Origin of the sequence: Geobacillus lituanicus (assembly GCF_050994965.1) — a bacterium.
Lineage (GTDB): Bacteria > Bacillota > Bacilli > Bacillales > Anoxybacillaceae > Geobacillus > Geobacillus stearothermophilus.
Genome location: NZ_CP194773.1, coordinates 254,394 through 269,727 on the forward strand (window position 1 = coordinate 254,394; position 15,334 = coordinate 269,727).

At 55.8% G+C, this 15,334-nt stretch carries 15 protein-coding genes; 1 reads left to right on the plus strand and 14 read right to left on the minus strand.

What is annotated here, in order from left to right; all coding sequences use genetic code 11:
- Positions 1 to 74 precede the first annotated feature (74 nt).
- Complete coding sequence (locus ACR1UW_RS01195; RefSeq protein ID WP_011232459.1) at positions 75 to 1,736, plus strand: IS1634 family transposase; 1,662 nt, start codon at positions 75 to 77, stop codon at positions 1,734 to 1,736.
- Positions 1,737 to 1,980: 244 nt separating this feature from the next.
- Here the strand turns inward: ACR1UW_RS01195 and ACR1UW_RS01200 are convergent, their stop codons facing one another.
- The 14 genes from ACR1UW_RS01200 to ACR1UW_RS01265 all read right to left on the minus strand — a co-directional run bounded on the left by ACR1UW_RS01200 (position 1,981) and on the right by ACR1UW_RS01265 (position 15,268).
- Complete coding sequence (locus ACR1UW_RS01200) at positions 1,981 to 2,532, minus strand: manganese efflux pump MntP (RefSeq protein WP_047819134.1); 552 nt, start codon at positions 2,530 to 2,532, stop codon at positions 1,981 to 1,983.
- Between the two features lie 336 nt (positions 2,533 to 2,868).
- A complete protein-coding gene (locus tag ACR1UW_RS01205) occupies positions 2,869 to 3,930 on the minus strand; it encodes an L-threonylcarbamoyladenylate synthase (RefSeq protein ID WP_498934344.1) in 1,062 nt (353 codons plus the stop codon).
- A gap of 129 nt (positions 3,931 to 4,059) precedes the next feature.
- Positions 4,060 to 4,947, minus strand: coding sequence for a stage II sporulation protein R (gene spoIIR, locus ACR1UW_RS01210; protein ID WP_289643404.1), 888 nt, complete (start codon positions 4,945 to 4,947; stop codon positions 4,060 to 4,062).
- Positions 4,948 to 4,977: 30 nt separating this feature from the next.
- The gene (prmC, locus tag ACR1UW_RS01215; RefSeq protein WP_033017325.1) at positions 4,978 to 5,850 is read right to left on the minus strand and encodes a peptide chain release factor N(5)-glutamine methyltransferase; all 873 of its coding nucleotides are present in this window, start codon (positions 5,848 to 5,850) and stop codon (positions 4,978 to 4,980) included.
- Positions 5,840 to 6,916 carry a peptide chain release factor 1 gene (prfA, locus tag ACR1UW_RS01220; RefSeq protein WP_033008402.1) on the minus strand — a complete coding sequence of 359 codons (1,077 nt, stop codon included), beginning with the start codon at positions 6,914 to 6,916 and terminating at the stop codon, positions 5,840 to 5,842. Before prfA ends, prmC begins: the two co-directional genes overlap by 11 nt.
- A 95-nt stretch (positions 6,917 to 7,011) precedes the next feature.
- Positions 7,012 to 7,452 (minus strand): hypothetical protein, encoded by a 441-nt coding sequence (locus ACR1UW_RS01225; protein WP_033008404.1) that lies wholly within the window; start codon positions 7,450 to 7,452, stop codon positions 7,012 to 7,014.
- Between the two features lie 54 nt (positions 7,453 to 7,506).
- Positions 7,507 to 8,130: a thymidine kinase gene (locus ACR1UW_RS01230; RefSeq protein ID WP_033008406.1), complete on the minus strand. Its 624-nt coding sequence runs from the start codon at positions 8,128 to 8,130 to the stop codon at positions 7,507 to 7,509.
- A 158-nt stretch (positions 8,131 to 8,288) separates the two neighbouring features.
- Complete coding sequence (gene rpmE / locus ACR1UW_RS01235; protein WP_008880715.1) at positions 8,289 to 8,489, minus strand: 50S ribosomal protein L31; 201 nt, start codon at positions 8,487 to 8,489, stop codon at positions 8,289 to 8,291.
- Between the two features lie 255 nt (positions 8,490 to 8,744).
- Entirely contained in the window at positions 8,745 to 10,019 is a 1,275-nt protein-coding gene (gene rho, locus ACR1UW_RS01240; RefSeq protein WP_033008408.1) for a transcription termination factor Rho, read from the minus strand.
- 721 nt (positions 10,020 to 10,740) lie between these two features.
- A complete protein-coding gene (gene glpX, locus ACR1UW_RS01245; RefSeq protein WP_498934348.1) occupies positions 10,741 to 11,703 on the minus strand; it encodes a class II fructose-bisphosphatase in 963 nt (320 codons plus the stop codon).
- A gap of 34 nt (positions 11,704 to 11,737) precedes the next feature.
- Positions 11,738 to 13,024, minus strand: coding sequence for a UDP-N-acetylglucosamine 1-carboxyvinyltransferase (murA, locus tag ACR1UW_RS01250; protein ID WP_033008412.1), 1,287 nt, complete (start codon positions 13,022 to 13,024; stop codon positions 11,738 to 11,740).
- Between the two features lie 130 nt (positions 13,025 to 13,154).
- The gene (gene fsa, locus ACR1UW_RS01255; protein WP_033008413.1) at positions 13,155 to 13,796 is read right to left on the minus strand and encodes a fructose-6-phosphate aldolase; all 642 of its coding nucleotides are present in this window, start codon (positions 13,794 to 13,796) and stop codon (positions 13,155 to 13,157) included.
- Between the two features lie 93 nt (positions 13,797 to 13,889).
- Entirely contained in the window at positions 13,890 to 14,753 is an 864-nt protein-coding gene (locus tag ACR1UW_RS01260; protein WP_033008415.1) for a class II fructose-bisphosphate aldolase, read from the minus strand.
- Between the two features lie 152 nt (positions 14,754 to 14,905).
- On the minus strand, positions 14,906 to 15,268 hold the full coding sequence (locus tag ACR1UW_RS01265; RefSeq protein ID WP_033008416.1) for a response regulator: 363 nt from the start codon (positions 15,266 to 15,268) through the stop codon (positions 14,906 to 14,908).
- Positions 15,269 to 15,334 lie beyond the last annotated feature (66 nt).

Genomic DNA, 15,334 nt, shown 5'->3' on the forward strand with positions numbered 1-15,334 from the left:
AATCGGGAGGATTTTTTCATCCCGGTGTCGAATAGGTCCTTGACACACAAGGAATGCAAAGGAGTTTTTCCATCATGGACGTTCGAATTCGGGCGATTTATGAAAGTTCCTATTTGAATATAATAAGTACCATTTTCAAAGATCTTGGCCTCCCTCAGCTGATTGACCGGCTGGTTCCGGTGGATCCTCAATGCCAAACCCGAGCCAGTGATGTGGTCGGGCTGCTTCTCTTGGATATCTTGAGCGGCCGGCAAGCCCTCGTTCATTTGGAACGGTGGGCGCATGACATCGACTTGCCCAAGCTGATCCGGCCAGGATTGGATCCGTCTTGGTTCAACGACGATGCCATTGCTCGCCATTTGGACCGGCTGTATGAGGCCAATATCCATCAAGTCCTGTCGTCTTGCCTGGTGCAAATCTACAAGAAAGAAGGCCTCCCTCTCCGTGTCTTTCACGCGGATACGACGGACAAGACGGTTTACGGTGCGTATGAATCCGATTCGTCGGATGGGTTGCACATCACCTATGGCTATAACCGCCATCATCGCTGGCAAAAACAGATCGGCTTCGGCTTGATCGGCAACGAGGACGGCATTCCGTTTTACGGCGATGTGCACGACGGCAACGTGCCGGACAAAACGTGGAATCCCGAGGTGTTGTCGCGAGTCCATGAACAGCTGAAGCAAGCGAAGATCGAAGACGAATGGATTTACGTGGCAGATTCCGCTGCGATGACGAAGGACACGCTGGCGCAAACGAAAGCCGCCAACGCCTTTTTAATCACGAGAGGGCCGTCGTCGCTCCGGATTGTCAAAACGGCGCTTTCGGAGGCGGATGCCCAACCCGATTCGGCGTGGAGCGCCCCCTTTGCGCTGGCCGAGAAAAACGGCGCCACGTACCGGGTATGGGAAACGGCCTCAACATATGAAGGCCAGCCCGTACGGCTGATCGTCGTCGAATCGAGTGCGCTCGACCAGCGAAAAGGAAAAACACTCGAAAAAGAGCGGGTCAAAGAAGCGGAGCTTCTTCGCGAGGAACAAGCCCGTTGGGAGCGTCATCCTTTCTCTTGCCGGGAAGACGCCGAACAAGCCTTGGCGTCCCTAAAGGCATCCCTTCGTCCCCGGTTCCATCGAGTGGAGGCCGCGGTCGAAGAGATCGTGCGTCCGAAAAAACGGCGTGGACGGCCGAAAAAAGGGGCGGAACCGGAAATGGAGACGCTGTACACCCTTCGGCTGAGCGTGGAATTCAACCAAGACGCGTGGGAGCAGGCGAGACGGAAAGCGTCCCGGTTTGTCCTCGTCACGACTGTTCCAAAGGAATGGAAGGGCCAACCCATGGATGCCCAAGAGATCTTGAAGCTGTATAAAGGGCAGATCTCGGTGGAAATGAACTTCTCCTTCCTAAAAGATCCGTTCTTTACGGACGAAATTTACGTCAAAAAACCGGAACGAGTGGCGGTGTTGGGCTATTTGTTTCTGCTGGCCTTGGCCATTTATCGCGTCTTCCAGCGCCGAGTGCGTCAGTTCATCACACCTGAACGCCCGTTAAAGGGCGCAGGAGGCCGGAAATTGACCCGGCCAACCGGACAAGCGATTTTTCAATTGTTTTGGTATGTCAGAGTCGTCCTGTTGGAACTGCCGGATGGGCAAATCCAACGCAGGCTGGGGAAACCGCTCACCCCTGATCAGCGAAGGATTCTGCAAGGATTAGGGATGGATGAGAGCATTTACTTGTAAAGGTTATACGGAACGACTAGCGATGGTAAAAAAAGGATTGCCATCGCTTGTTGTGTTGGTCAAAAAGTTATTCTGAAAAACTAAATAAAAAATCCTTTGTTTCTACCTTGTTAGGGTGCGAAATGTGAGTTACAAGCGTAAATAGGGTATTGTTCAGAAAAAAGCAAGCGCAACTTTTGGCGAAGAGGCGCAAAAAAGCAGGCAGTCCGCCTTTTTTCGCTGAAGGAAAACCGCCTGCCGCCGTTTATAGAAAAAGCAACTTGAGCCCGAACGCCAGCAAAATGCTGCCGCCGAGCGCTTCGCTGTACGAGCCGAGCCATTGCTGAAAATGACGGCCGACAAAGAGCCCAAGCCATGTCAGCACCGTGCTGAACAGGCCAAACAGCAAAATCGTCACCATCGTCCGCGCTCCGAAAATGCCGAGGCTCAGCCCGACGGAAAAGCTGTCGAGGCTGACGCTGAACGCAAAAAAAAGCAGCCCGGCGCCGTGCGGAAATAGTTGCGACCCGTCCTCCCGCTGGAACGAAGCCATAATCATCTGCGCGCCCAGCCATAGCAACAGCACCCCGCCCGCATATGTCGCGATGCTTCCAAACTCGCGCGACAACAAACGGCCGACCAACATGCCGATTAGCGGCATTACAATATGAAATAACCCGATCGTCACCCCGATATAAAAAATTTGCCGGAGCCGAAGGCGCAGCAGCCCCATCCCTAGGGCGACCGAAAAAGCATCCATCCCTAACGCCAGCGCCATCAGCGACAGGGCGATGATCTCGCCGATTAACGCGCCCATTTCTCTTCCCTCCCGGACTGGCCTTACTGCTAGCATATGCGCGTCCGGAGCTCTTTAGAAGCGGCGCGTGGCCCAGCCGCTTCCTGCCAACCCAAAGGCGAATGGCGGCGTTGTCCCGCCCTGCACGCCCACGGAACGGCCGCAGCCCGGCAAAGCAGCGATGGACAAAAAAACGACGATTTCCAAAGGCCGTTGCAACCGCCCTTGAAAACCGTCTCCATTTTGTTGCAAGCCGCGCGGATGAAAGATAGACCGCCCCCAAACCGTCTCCGTTTTGTTGCCGGTTCAGCCCGGCGGCGCCGCTTTTTCTCGCCTGCCGGCCGCGTCATCCATCATCTAGCCGCTGATCACGCGCCCCCCGGCCGCTTTGCGCAGCCGGTTCATAATCGCCGCGCCGAGGCCTTCTTCCGGAAATGCCTCGCTATAAATGAGGTCGACGTTCGTTTCATCAAACCGACGCAGCGTGTCATACAGGCGATGGGCGACGGTCGGCAGCTCGCGGCGCGTTCCGCACGCCAGCACGACATCGGCCGCATACCGGTCCTTGTTTTCCTCGGTCGTCAACACGCCGACCGTTTTCCCTTCCGCCCGGCTTTCGTCCACGAGCTGCTGCAAAAACGCCGGTGGGCCGGCGACAATCCAAAGCGGCGCTTTCGGGGCATAATGCGTATATTTCATGCCGGGCGCTTTCGGCGCTGCCTGTTCGTCCCCGCCGCCGGCCGCCTCGGCGACATGACCAATCACTTCGCTTAACATTTCTTTTGTCACCCCGCCCGGACGCAAAATCACCGGCACGTCCCCGCTGCAGTCGAGCACGGTCGATTCCACGCCAATGCCCGTCGGACCGCCGTCAATCACCCCGGCGATTCGCCCGTTTAAGTCCGCGAGCACGTGCGCGGCTGTCGTCGGGCTCGGCCTGCCGGAGCGGTTCGCGCTTGGAGCGGCAAGCGCCAGACCGCTCGCTTCAATCAAGGCGAGGGCGAGCGGATGGTCCGGCATGCGGACCGCAACGGTCGGCAGCCCGGCCGTCACTCGCTCGGACACGGCCCCCGCTCGTTTCGGCAAAACGAGGGTGAGCGGCCCCGGCCAAAACCGCTCCATTAACGTTTTCGCCATCGGCGGGATCGAGGCCGCTACCGCCTCCGCTTGCGCACGGCTGGCGACGTGGACGATGAGCGGGTTGTCGCTTGGCCGCCCTTTGGCTTCAAAAATTTTCTCCACTGCCGCCGTATTGGCGGCATCCGCTCCTAAACCGTACACCGTTTCGGTCGGAAACGCGACTACTTCCCCCGCCTGCAGCCATTCGGCCGCCTCTCGTATTTGTGGATAAACTTGCTGTTTATCAACAATATTATCCACAATCCAAACACGTGTTTTCAATCGTTTCACCTTCTCCATCGCCGTGATTCATCTTGAAAATGGCGGATTTTTTTACAAGCGTCAGATCGCCGCCCGATTTCTTCCCACAGTTATTCACAAATTGTGAATAAACTTGTTGTTTTTGTGGATAACTTTGTGGATAGATGCTTATGGAATGAGATGGCTGAGCCATTCTTTGAAGAAAAATTTGACTTCCACCGGCTGTTCCGGCTCGGCCATGACGACGAAGGACGATTCTTGATCATCCGTGTCCCCTTTGTCCTTCTCGCCATCCGCATGGATGGACGGAACGGCGCGATCTTCGGTTTCCGCCATCGCATCCCTCTCCTCTTTCGGTTCGTCCTGCTCGATGGCCTGCTCGCCGCTTCGCATCGCCTCAGCTTCCGCTTCGGCGGCCTCGCTGTTTTGCGTCGACCCGGCTTCCATTGACCGGACGCTCTCAGCCGACACCGGTTCATTCGTTCCGGCAGGCGATCGGTTCGCCGCCATCATGACGGCATCGCTGTTGGAAAAATCGAGAAAACAAAGCGGCGGAAACAAGACGCACCACCAGTTTGCCCCTTTTCCTTCCCCGAGCGTAATGAGAAGGGCATCATACGTGCCGGCTGGATACACATAATTGCCGTACACTTTCGTCGGAAACTGAACTGAGCCAAACTGCACATGGTACGACTGGCTGCTTTGCTCTTGGCGAAGCACGCGGGCGACTGTTTGCTCGATCTCCGGCAAGTGCGAGCGGATGACGCGCTTCGCTTCGTCCACCGACGTAAGCTCCGCCACCCAGCCGTTGATTTGCGCATTGACCGCATCGCGCACTTTTCGCTTTAGCTGTTGGTCTTTGTCGGCGTCACTGTTCGCCAAGATGCGCAGGCGAATCGCCTCATCGGGAATGGCGACAACGGCGTTTGCCCCGGCGTTCGTCTGCTGGCCGTACAAGTGAACGAGCACACCTGTGATTAATAGAGTGATATATAAACAAATCGCGAGCGAATGTCCCTTGATCACCATGATCGGCACCGTCCTTTCATCTTCCATTGTGGACGGCGCCGCTTCATTTTAAACCTATCAATCTAATTTTTTTCTTGTCATATATACCATCCGCTCTTTGCCGTTCAAATCAACGGCGACCTCAATCTCAGCATCTGGAAACGCTGCAGCCAAGAGCGCCGCCACCGCTTTTCCCTGCCCGGCGCCGATTTCAAATGCCGCGAGCGAAGGGACACCGAGCACAAGCGGGAGCTCGCGGGCAAAGCGGCGGTAAAAGTCAAGCCCATCGCGGCCGCCAAACAGCGCCGTATGCGGCTCATGCTCTTTTACGACAGGCGAAAGGACCGCCGCATCCATCTCCGGGATGTACGGCGGGTTGGACACGACAACATCAACCGTCTGTCCGCCTTGTATAAACGGCTGCAGCAAATCGCCGCATCGAAATGCGACGCGCGCGCCAAGCCGTTCGGCGTTTTCCTTGGCGACAGCGAGCGCTTCTTTGGAAATGTCGGTGGCGGTCACGGACAGCCGCTCGTTTTCAAGCGCCAGCGTGATGGCGATCGCCCCGCTGCCGGTGCCGACATCAACGACATCGATCCGTCGGCGGCCGGCAAACAGGCGGGGAAGGCGCTCGAGCACCCCGAGCACAAGCTCTTCCGTTTCCGGACGTGGGATCAACACGTGGCGGTTGACGAGAAACGGCCGGCCATAAAACCATTCATAGCCAATCAAATATTGAATCGGCACATGCTCCATCGCATGGCGACGCACATCGGCCGCAAACCGTTCGTACAACGCTTCCTCAACCGGCTCCCGCCAACGGGCGAACAGCCCGGCCCGATCGACGGCCAAATGATGGCACAGCAGCCACTCCGCCGCCCGTTCTTCTTTTCCATGGGCGCGCAAAAAAGAAGAAGCCCAGGCGAGGACTTCGTGGACGTTACGACGCATCGTTCGCTTGCTCCAATTTTTTCGCCTGATCGTCCAAAATGAGCGCCTCGATAATTTCGTCGAGGTGGCCATCGAGCACTTGATCGAGCTTTTGGATCGTCAATCCGATGCGGTGGTCCGTGACGCGGTTTTGCGGGAAGTTGTACGTCCGGATGCGCTCGGAACGGTCGCCGGTGCCGACTGCCTGCTTGCGCGTTTGGTCATATTCGGCGCGCGCTTCTTGCTGGTACTTGTCATAAATGCGGGCACGCAATACTTTCATCGCTTTTTCTTTGTTTTTGATTTGCGATTTTTCGTCTTGGCACGTGACAACAATGCCGGTCGGAATATGGGTGAGGCGCACGGCCGACATTGTCGTGTTGACGCTTTGCCCACCCGGTCCGCTTGAGGCGAACGTGTCGACGCGAATGTCTTTTTCATTGATTTCGACTTCGATTTCTTCCATCTCCGGCAGGCAGGCGACCGTCGCCGTCGACGTATGGATGCGTCCGCCTGACTCCGTTTCCGGGACGCGCTGGACGCGATGCGCGCCGTTTTCAAACTTGAGCTTCGAATATGCGCCTTTTCCGTTGACCATAAAAATGATTTCTTTATAGCCGCCGAGGCCGGTCGGGCTCGCTTCGATCACTTCCGTCTTCCACCCTTGCGATTCCGCATAGCGCGTATACATCCGGTACAAGTCGCCGGCAAACAGCGCTGCCTCTTCACCGCCGGCGGCCGCGCGGATTTCCATAATGACGTTTTTCTCATCGTTCGGGTCTTTCGGCAAAAGCAGCACTTTCAGCTTTTCAACGAGCGCCTCTTCCCGTTCTTCCAGCTCGTCAATTTCCTCTTTCACCATCTCCCGCAGCTCCGGATCGAGCTTTTCCTCAAGCATCGCCTTCGCTTCCGCGAGTTGGTCGCGAACCGATTTGTATTCACGGTACGTTTGCACCGTTTCCGCCAAATCAGCCTGCTCTTTCGAATAATCACGCAGTTTTTTCGGATCGTTGATGACTTCCGGATCCATTAAAAGTTCATTCAGCTTCTCATACCGTTGTTCGACAGCTTCCAACCGGTCAAACACATCACTCACCTCTGTTTTTTCCACACAGTCTAATTTCAAATTATATCATGAAAAAAGGCCAAACAAAAACTCCCGCTGTTCGCAAGCGGGAGCTTTTAGTTCAAGCGCACAACAATTTCGTACGTCGGAATCGCTTTTGTCAACAATTTGTCGATGCGGCTCGCCTCGCGCCGCCGCTCTGCAGCAGACAACTCATCCGGCACATCGACGGTGACATACATATTGCCGCCGTGAAACCAAACGGAAACGGGGCGATAGTCGGTGTGCCGCTCGATCAGCTGCATTGCTTTGCGCGTATCGGCGCGCTGATTTTCGCTTCCTTCGGTCAAACTGATGAAGTTCGGATTTTGCCGCGTTTTTTCCGGATCGTCAAAGTTGTTGTACAAGTCGCGGTCGGCATCGATTTTCGGCCGTCCGTCCGTCATCAGCCGCGTGCCGTTTTTGTCTTCGCTTTGCTGACGGTAGGACGGGTGATCCGGGTTGAGCGAGCAGGCAGAAAGAAGCAAAACAACCCCTAACAGCCAGATGCGTTTCATCATTTCGCCTCCCTGCTGTTAGGATGTCCGCAACAGGCAAGAATATGTACGCCTTCATTCGCCTGCCCGTTCGGAAAGCGGGCGGCCGTACCATTTGTTCGGTTTGCCCGGCACTTCATGGTGATGGCGGCAGCGCGGTTCGTACGCTTCGCTGGCGCCGACCAAAATGACCGGATCATCATAAGAGGCAGGCGCCCCGTTAATGAGCCGCTGCGTCCGGCTGGCCGGGGAGCCGCACACCGTGCATACCGCTTGCAGCTTCGTCACCGACTCGGCGATCGCCATCAGCGCCGGCACCGGCCCAAACGGTTCGCCGCGGAAATCTTGATCCAACCCGGCGGCGATGACGCGATAGCCGCGGTCGGCGAGCGTTTGGACGACGTCGATAATGTCATCAGAAAAAAATTGCACTTCATCGATGGCGACGACATCGGTGGCGGCGGAAATGTAACGAAACATTTCCGCCGGCGTCGCGACCGGAATGGCGATCACCGAATTGCCGTTATGCGACACGACGGCATCTTCGCGGTAACGGTTGTCGATCGTTGGTTTGAACACCTTCACTTCCTGTTTGGCAAACTGAGCGCGGCGGATGCGGCGGATCAGCTCTTCCGATTTGCCGGAAAACATGCTGCCGCAAATGACTTCGAGCCAGCCGGACTGCGTCATCACGTACATCGGGCCCTCTCCTTTCGCTCCACACTGTCATCGAAACGATGAGCGCCCCTGCCAGGCCAGGCCAAAACGGCCGGGGCGCCCTGGCGACAGGGGCCGTCCATCTGGTTTCACGAAAAAGCAGGCAAGCGGTGCGCTTGCCTGCTTTCGTCCGTCCTTGATTACTTAAGGCCGTATTTTTTATTGAATTTATCGACGCGGCCCGCTGCCGAAACGAATTTTTGTTTGCCCGTGAAGAACGGATGGCATTCCGAGCAAATCTCAACGCGCAGTTCGTCTTTGACCGAACCGCTTTCGAACTCGTTTCCGCATGCGCAGCGGACGATTACTTTTTTGTACGCTGGATGGATCCCTTGTTTCATCGTTTTCATCTCCTTCCGCCCTGTATCTCATCGAAACAGAGTTATTCGTTCGTGCGGGCTCAGCCAAGCCAAGACTTCTCCCGGTTTGGCCGGGCGCCGCGCATGGAACGACCGGGGCTTCGCGGAAGCGGCCCGGCCGGTGCAGACGGTTCATCGTATGAACACATCGATGTTGGTCCAAACACACATGTTAAGATTATAACAGCTTTTCCGCTCATTTGCAACGGGCGATTCCCGACAAATTCCGCCAGCTTGTTATAGGCGAAGCGGGCCGCCGTTTCTCCATTCTTGCTCAAGCAGCGCGAAAAACTCTTCGTTTGATTTTGTGCGGCGCAGTTTGTTCAAAAACCGCTCGATAAAATCCGGCGAGTCGGCCATCGTTTTGCGAATCGCCCACAGTTTTTCTAAATGTTCTTTCGGGATGAGCAGCTCCTCTTTGCGCGTCCCGGAGCGGCGAATGTCGATGGCCGGGAAAATGCGGCGCTCGGCGAGCGAGCGGTCGAGATGGAGCTCCATGTTGCCCGTCCCCTTGAACTCTTCGTAAATGACGTCATCCATGCGTGACCCGGTGTCGATGAGGGCGGTCGCCAAAATCGTCAGGCTGCCGCCTTCTTCAATGTTGCGCGCCGCGCCGAAAAAGCGCTTCGGCCGATGAAACGCCGCCGGATCGATCCCGCCCGAGAGCGTGCGCCCGCTCGGCGGAATGACCAGGTTGTACGCGCGGGCGAGGCGCGTGATGCTGTCCATCAAAATGACGACATCGCGCTTATGTTCAACAAGCCGCATCGCCCGCTCCAAGACGAGTTCAGACACCCGGATATGGTTTTCCGGCACCTCGTCAAACGTCGAGCTGACGACTTCTCCTTGCACCGACCGCTCAATGTCGGTCACTTCTTCCGGCCGCTCGTCAATGAGCAAGACGATCAACTCGACATCTGGATGGTTCGTCGTAATGCTGTTGGCGATTTCTTTCAGCAGCATCGTTTTCCCGGCTTTCGGCGGCGCGACGATCAATCCGCGCTGGCCGAAGCCGACCGGCGCGATCAAGTCGATGATGCGGGTCGACAGCTTGTCCGGGGTCGTTTCGAGCTTCATTTGCCGGTTCGGATAAAGCGGTGTCAACGCCGGAAAGTGGACGCGTTCCTTGGCGATTTCGGGGTCTTCGCCGTTGACCGCTTCGACATGAAGCAAGCCGAAGTAGCGTTCGTTCTCTTTCGGCGGCCGCACCTTGCCGGATACTTTGTCCCCATTGCGCAGATCAAAACGGCGGATTTGGGAAGCGGAAATGTAAATGTCTTCCGAGCTCGGGGAATAGCCGACCGGACGTAAAAAACCGAATCCTTCCGACGGAATGATTTCGAGAACGCCTTCCATGAACGAGAGGCCGTCTTGTTCGGCACGCGCTTTCAAAATGGCAAAAATAAGCTCTTTTTTCGTCAACTTGCTGTAATAAGAAATTTTGTATTGCTTGGCGAGCTCATACAGCTCTTTGAGCTTCATGTTTTCTAAAGCCGCTAACGTTAATTCCATTTTGACACCACACTTTGCAAAGTTTCCTATTCTCCCATCGTGTTTGTTCGGGCATCGTTCGACAGGCGAAGGGATCTCATTTCGTATAAGAAGATAGTCAACTACCCCCACTTCGCTAACGCTTGAAGTGGGGGCTTGCAACTCCCCAGAAGTGCAAACGGACTTCGTCCTCCTTCCTTGACTTGGGGTTGCATCAGGGGGCAGGTTGACGACTACCCAACGACGCAGGTCATGCCTGCATCGTTACCGATTCTCTCGGTGTGTCTGTTGGCAGTACTTGGCTTCCACACACAACAGACGGACCTACGCTCGATGTTTTACGGTTACAACGTTTTCTGTAACCAACTCCATACATCGAGTAGCAGTTATTGGAGTGCCTTTATTGAACGGTTTTCTCCACGCCTTTATTCTATCATACACAAAAGAAAGGGGGAACGCGCATTCCTCTCCCACTTACTCCCTTTGGTCGTTGAAGTGGGAGTCTCCTGCGCGAAATAGGATGAAGGCTGAAATGAAGTAGAATGGCAGAGCTTATTTTTGCATAAGCAACACGACTATTTTACCCTTTTTTCCGCTTTTTAATCAATCTTTTTTTCGTTCCGGGCAAAGCGGCGCCTCTCGATGCCGGCGCCGCCAAGACGGATGGAAAGGAAAGCCGCGGGATTGTTGTCGTTTGATTCCAATGAGCGGTGTAGGCGCTCCGGCCCGTCGGCGGAACGTCTCACTTAATGACCAAATTCGGTTTTTTCTTCAAGCTGTGCCGCCCTTCGATAAAGCGGACGGTGCCGGATTTGGCGCGCATGACGACCGAGTGGGTGAGGCCGTACGCCCCCTTGAGCTGAACGCCGCGCAACAGTTCGCCGTCCGTGACGCCGGTGGCGGCAAAAATGGCGTCGTCCCCTTTCACCAGGTCGTCCATGCGCAGCACTTTGTTGACGTCAATGCCCATTTTCTTGCAGCGCTCGAGCTCGGCCTCGTTTTGCGGCAGCAGTTTTCCTTGCAGCTCGCCGCCGAGGCATTTTAACGCAACCGCCGCGAGCACTCCTTCCGGCGCACCGCCGGAGCCGAACAAAATGTCGACGCCGGTATGGTCGAACGCCGTGTTAATGGCGGCGGCGACATCGCCGTCATTGATGAGCTTAATGCGGGCGCCGGCTTCACGCAGCTCATGAATGAGCCGCTCATGGCGCGGACGGTTGAGGACGATGGCGACGACGTCTTCAATATCCTTATTTTTCGCCTTCGCCACCGCTTTTAAATTGTCGATGATCGGCGCCTCAATATCAATCATGCCGACCGCTTCCGGGCCGACCGCGATTTTCTCCATGTACATATCGGGCGCATGAAGCAAATGGCCGTGGTCGGCGACCGCGACGACCGCCAAGGCGTTCCAGCCCCCGGACGCGACGATGTTCGTACCTTCGAGCGGGTCAACGGCGACGTCAACGCGCGGGCCGTAGCCGTTGCCGAGCTTCTCCCCGATATACAGCATCGGCGCTTCGTCCATCTCCCCTTCGCCGATGACGACCGTCCCTTTCATCGGCACGGTGTCAAACACATCGCGCATCGCTGAAGTAGCGGCCTCATCAGCTTCATTTTTTTTTCCGCGACCCATCCAGCGGGCGGCGGCGAGCGCCGCCGCCTCGGTCACGCGCACGAGCTCCATCGATAAGCTTCGTTCCATCGCTGTTCTCCCCTTCCCCTTTGCTGTTGGACTATCAAACATTTTTCACTTGCTCGATTTCTTCATCCGTCATTTTTTCGCGCCAAATGGCGGCGCCGAGTGCGGACAGCTTCTCGACTAAGCCGCTGTAGCCGCGGTCGATATGCTCGACGCCGGTAATTTCCGTCACCCCATCAGCCATCAGTCCGGCAATCACAAGCGCGGCCCCGGCGCGCAAATCGCTCGCCTTCACTTTCGCCCCTTGCAATTGGACCGGGCCGGTGACAATGGCCGAGCGGCCTTCCACTTTTACGTTGGCGTTCATGCGCCGCAGCTCATCGACGTGTTTGAAGCGGGCGCTGTAAATGGTATCCGTGACGATGCTTGTGCCGTTCGCTTTTGTCAATAAGGCGGTAAACGGCTGCTGCAAATCGGTTGGGAAACCGGGGTAGACGAGCGTCTTGACGTCAACCGCTTTCAAAACATCAGAGCCGCAGACGAGAATTTGGTCTTCTCCCGTCTCGACGCGCACGCCCATTTCGCGCAGTTTGGCCGTCAGCGATTCGACGTGCTGCGGGATGACGTTGTCGACGACGACTTCATTGCCCATCGCTGCAGCGGCAATCATGTACGTGCCGGCTTCAATCCGGTCCGGAATGATGGCGTGGCGGCAGCCCGATAATTTTTCGACGCCGTCGATGCGGATGACATCGGTGCCTGCGCCTTTAATTTTCGCGCCCATGTTGGAGAGCAGCGTCGCCACATCAATGATTTCCGGCTCTTTTGCCGCGTTTTCGATAATCGTCCGCCCTTTGGCGCGCACCGCCGCCAGCATGATGTTGATCGTCGCGCCGACGCTGACGACGTCCAAAAAAATGCGGGCTCCGCGAAGCTCCTCAGCGCGCAAATAGATGGCGCCCTGCTCGTTCGTGACGGTGGCGCCGAGCGCTTCAAACCCTTTAATGTGCTGATCGATCGGGCGCGGTCCGAGGTGGCAGCCGCCCGGCAGGCCGACGACCGCTTTTTTGAAGCGTCCGAGCATCGCGCCCATCAAATAGTATGAAGCGCGCAGCTTTTTCACCTTTCCGTTCGGAAGCGGCATGGAAACCATGTTCGTCGGGTCGATGACCGCCTCCTTGCCGTCAAATGAAAACGAACCACCGATTTCTTCGATCAAGCTTCCTAAAATGCGCACATCGGAAATGTCCGGCAATCCTTCGATCGTCACCGGCGACTCGGCCAAAATCGCTGCCGGAATCAAGGCGACCGCGCTGTTTTTCGCACCGCTCACTTTGATTGTTCCCTGCAGCCGATCCCCGCCGATGATTTTGATTTTATCCATCGTCGTCTCCCTTCTTTGCTCGGAAGTGGCTTCACCTTTCGGATGAGAAGACAAGGCCGGGCGGGCTCAGCACCCCACCCCGGGCCGGGCGGGGTGAGCCCGCTTGCCTTTAGAGGCAAACGCCTTATTTTCATTGTTGCCGATTCCAGTCGGCAAGAAACTTCTCGATTCCTTGATCGGTGAGCGGATGGTGGAACAATTGCATCAGCACTTTGTACGGGACGGTGGCAATGTGCGCCCCGCGCAACGCTGCTTCCGTCACATGGTGCGGGTGGCGGATCGAAGCTGCGATGATTTCCGTTTCGATGCCGTGAATGTTGAAAATGTCCGCAATCGTGGAAATGAGCTCTAAGCCATTATGGCCGATGTCATCGAGGCGGCCGAGGAACGGAGAAACGTATGTCGCGCCGGCGCGCGCCGCCAATAGCGCCTGGTTGGCGGTAAACACGAGCGTCACATTCGTTTTAATGCCTTTTTCGCTGAACGTTTTTACCGCTTTTAACCCTTCCGGCGTCATCGGCACTTTAATGGTAATGTTCGGAGCGATTTTCGCCAGCTCTTCTCCTTCCTCAATCATGCCGGCCGCATCGGTCGAAATGACCTCGGCGCTCACCGAACCGGAGACGATGGATGTAATTTCGCGCAGCCGGTCATGGAACGAAACGTTTTCTTTCGCCACTAAGCTCGGGTTGGTCGTGACGCCGGCCAAAATGCCGAGCTCATGGGCGTGTTTAATTTCTTCCAAATTGGCGGTATCAATGAAAAATTTCACTACGTATCCCTCCTTGTCATTATTTGGACGCAGGCAGGCAAGCCCGGGTGACGACCGAAAGCTGCCTGCCAGGCCGATCTTGCCGTTTGCTCGTTATTGCGCCGCTTTTCCGGACGAGCCGAATTCGCGCATTTTGCCGATGACCGTCGCTTTGATCGCGTCGCGGCCCGGACCGATAATTTTGCGCGGATCGTAGACGTTCGGGTCTTTGGCAAGCAGTTCACGGACCACTTTGGTAAAGGCGATTTGGTTTTCCGTATTGACGTTGATTTTCGATGTGCCAAGGGAAATGGCGCGCTGAATTTGTTCAGTTGGAATGCCGGTGCCGCCGTGCAAAACGAGCGGAATGCCGGTCAAATCGCGGATTTGCTCCATTTCGGCAAACCCGAGCTTCGGCTCCCCTTTGTACGGGCCGTGCACCGAACCGAGCGCCGGAGCAAGGCAGTCGATGCCTGTCCGTTTGACAAGTTCTTCACATTCTTTCGGATCGGCGTAAATGACGCCTTCGCCGATGACGTCATCTTCCTGCCCGCCGACAATGCCGAGCTCGGCTTCAACCGAGACGCCGCGCGCATGGGCGTACTCTACGACTTGTGAGGTAATGCGGACGTTTTCCTCAAACGGATGATGGGAGGCGTCAATCATGACCGAGGTGAACCCAGCATCGATCGCCGCTTTGCATTTTTCAAAGCTCGAACCATGGTCAAGATGGATGGCGACCGGAACGGTGATGTTCATGTCTTCCATTAAGCCTTTTACCATGTTGACGACCGTTTTAAACCCGCCCATGTAACGGGCCGCCCCTTCGGAGACGCCGAGAATGACCGGTGATTTTTCTTCTTCGGCGGCCGCTAAAATCGCTTGCGTCCATTCCAAGTTGTTGATGTTGAATTGGCCGACCGCATATTTGCCGCGCAGCGCCTCGTTGAGCATCTCTTTCATCGATACTAACGGCATGGTTACATCCTCCTTAGTTGATCGTCGTCTTTGTCGCCATGGCGAAACATAGGCCGACAGGCGCAAAATGCATCTACGTTAATAAGCATACCAACTTGCCGGCAAAACAGCAACCATTCCCTTCGTTAGTGCAGCTGACACAAAAAAGAGCTTTACGAAGAAAGATGGCTTTTGACGGCGGCGCGCAAGTCGTCGATGTCAAATGGCTTGGCAAAATGCATGAGCGCCCCAAGCTCTTTCGTTTCCTGAATCATATCCAGCTCGCCGTACGCGGTCATAATGATCACTTTGATGTCCGGGTCGATGTCTTTGAGCCGCTTTAAAATTTCAATGCCGTCCATGCCGGGAATTTTCATATCGAGAAGCACGAGGTCGGGATGGTGTTTGCGGACGATTTCCAACGCCTGCATGCCGTTGGCCGCCTGATAAGTCACGTACCCTTCCCGCTGAAACACTTCATTTAACAAGATGCGGATGCCGTACTGGTCGTCGACGATTAAAATTTTGTTGCCCACATTTATGCACCTCTATTCCCTGTTTTCTCCCTATTAATGTTTCGCATTTCCCGAACGTATTTCCTG

Coding starts and splice junctions, on each gene's coding strand:
- ACR1UW_RS01230 (WP_033008406.1), bottom strand. CDS start 8,130: ATGTACGTGATGACGCAGTCCGGCTGGCTCGAAGTCATTTGCGGCAGC.
- ACR1UW_RS01260 (WP_033008415.1), bottom strand. CDS start 14,753: ATGCCGTTAGTATCGATGAAAGAGATGCTCAACGAGGCGCTGCGCGGC.
- rpmE (WP_008880715.1), bottom strand. CDS start 8,489: ATGAAACAAGGGATCCATCCAGCGTACAAAAAAGTAATCGTCCGCTGC.
- rho (WP_033008408.1), bottom strand. CDS start 10,019: ATGGAATTAACGTTAGCGGCTTTAGAAAACATGAAGCTCAAAGAGCTG.
- prmC (WP_033017325.1), bottom strand. CDS start 5,850: ATGCGTCGTAACGTCCACGAAGTCCTCGCCTGGGCTTCTTCTTTTTTG.
- ACR1UW_RS01195 (WP_011232459.1), top strand. CDS start 75: ATGGACGTTCGAATTCGGGCGATTTATGAAAGTTCCTATTTGAATATA.
- ACR1UW_RS01225 (WP_033008404.1), bottom strand. CDS start 7,452: ATGAAACGCATCTGGCTGTTAGGGGTTGTTTTGCTTCTTTCTGCCTGC.
- ACR1UW_RS01200 (WP_047819134.1), bottom strand. CDS start 2,532: ATGGGCGCGTTAATCGGCGAGATCATCGCCCTGTCGCTGATGGCGCTG.
- ACR1UW_RS01205 (WP_498934344.1), bottom strand. CDS start 3,930: ATGGAGAAGGTGAAACGATTGAAAACACGTGTTTGGATTGTGGATAAT.
- glpX (WP_498934348.1), bottom strand. CDS start 11,703: ATGGAACGAAGCTTATCGATGGAGCTCGTGCGCGTGACCGAGGCGGCG.
- murA (WP_033008412.1), bottom strand. CDS start 13,024: ATGGATAAAATCAAAATCATCGGCGGGGATCGGCTGCAGGGAACAATC.
- spoIIR (WP_289643404.1), bottom strand. CDS start 4,947: ATGGAAGATGAAAGGACGGTGCCGATCATGGTGATCAAGGGACATTCG.